Annotated in this window: 2 protein-coding genes; both read right to left on the bottom strand. The window is 56.4% G+C overall.

The annotated features are described in order from the left end of the window. The coding region (locus ABEA58_RS14295; protein ID WP_345552584.1) for a DTW domain-containing protein at positions 1–402 on the bottom strand (402 nt) is incomplete at its 3' end. A gap of 85 nt (positions 403–487) precedes the next feature. Further along, positions 488–1,183, bottom strand: a complete 696-nt coding sequence (locus ABEA58_RS14290) for a transposase (RefSeq protein WP_345552582.1) — start codon at positions 1,181–1,183, stop codon at positions 488–490. Positions 1,184–1,451: the final 268 nt, after the last annotated feature.

Raw genomic sequence — 1,451 nt, 5'->3', positions numbered from 1 at the left:
GTAGGCGGTGCGGTTGAACATTTTTCGCGCTTCCTGCCAGGTGGCGTCCAGAAGAATCAACACATCATAGGCAGCGGAGTCAGGACTAGTGGCTGTAAAGCCGCAAGCCTCGGAGGATTCGGAGGATACAGAAAAGCCGCAAGAATAAGCATGGGGATAAACCAGTGCCGCCGAGCCATTAGCGACAAGTCCTGCCAGCATAGGATCAGGCTGCTTGCGCCGCCATACCACCCGCTCGACCACATCACCGGCGGCAGCCATGGCAATGGCGCCGGTATTGGTCGGCCGCTCAAGCTCGCGCTCATGGGTGAGGAGGCGAATCTTCAAAGGCTTCACGGCGGCGTTCAGGGCAGGGTTAAAGGCAGGTTTCATTGTGGGCTTCAGGGTTTCAATGGCTCCCATCACCCAAGAGCTGTCGTATCGCGGCGGATTAATCGAGCGACTAGCGACAACAGTCTAAACCGCAAACTACCACCGCCTGCAGCCCCTAGACAACCCCGGCAGTGCGCGGGCGCCCCACCGCACCCGGCGTTACCCTGCAGTCATAGAGGGCTTCTATCTCCTCCTTGAACGCCTCGCTCCCCAGAGCCAGACCGCGATCGGTACACCGCGCAATATCATCCGCCGCAAGCTGCTCTCTATCCGGGCTAAACAGGGCGCGGTAGCGTTCGCGGCGCTGCTTCGGGTAGCGCCCCAGCCGCAGATACTCCTCGTGGGGCGTCACCAGCCCGGACTCACGACCAAGGGCGTTGGTGCCATAGCTGGACCAGCAGTATTTCCCCGGGTCTTTCACCATCCCCGCCCGTACCGGATTCAGTTCGATATAGCGGTAACAGTGCAGCAAATAGTCTTCAGACTGCACCAGGCAAGACCTGTAGCGCCCCTCCCACAAGGTGCCGCTGCGCTGGTAAGCTCCATTGAAGTAGCGCACATACATGCGCCCCAGCGCCTGCATCATCTTCGATACCGCGCGCTCCTCTAACGGCGTCACCAGCAAGTGCACATGGTTGGTCATAAAGACCCATGCATGCACTTCCACCGCATATTCCTCCGCGTAGTCGCGCAACCAGCCGGCATAAGCAATAAAATCATCCTCACAAGCAAAACACACCTGCCGGTTGTTGCCACGCTGGATAACATGCTGGGGTACGCCCACAGGGGCGATTCTGGGTAAGCGAGCCATGGATTCCTCCTCGAATACATGGCATTAGCATAGGAGACTGGCGAATGGCCGGGAGGGATTGGGTGTCAGAATGTTACTCTGACCCCAATTATTCAGATGTGAGCCTAGGTAAGGTAGGCATGTAGGCATGGAGACCGGCGATTTGCCGGGAGGGATATGGTGTCAGAATGTTACTCTGACCCCAATTTTCCTCCAATTATTCTCTAACAGCCCAATTCTCTATATGCATTTTTTCATCATAGTAAAAATATTTGCTAACTGATATTAG

Source organism: Microbulbifer aestuariivivens, assembly GCF_039545115.1.
Taxonomy (GTDB): Bacteria; Pseudomonadota; Gammaproteobacteria; order Pseudomonadales; family Cellvibrionaceae; genus Microbulbifer; species Microbulbifer aestuariivivens.
This window is presented reverse-complemented; position numbering and strand designations above follow the sequence as displayed.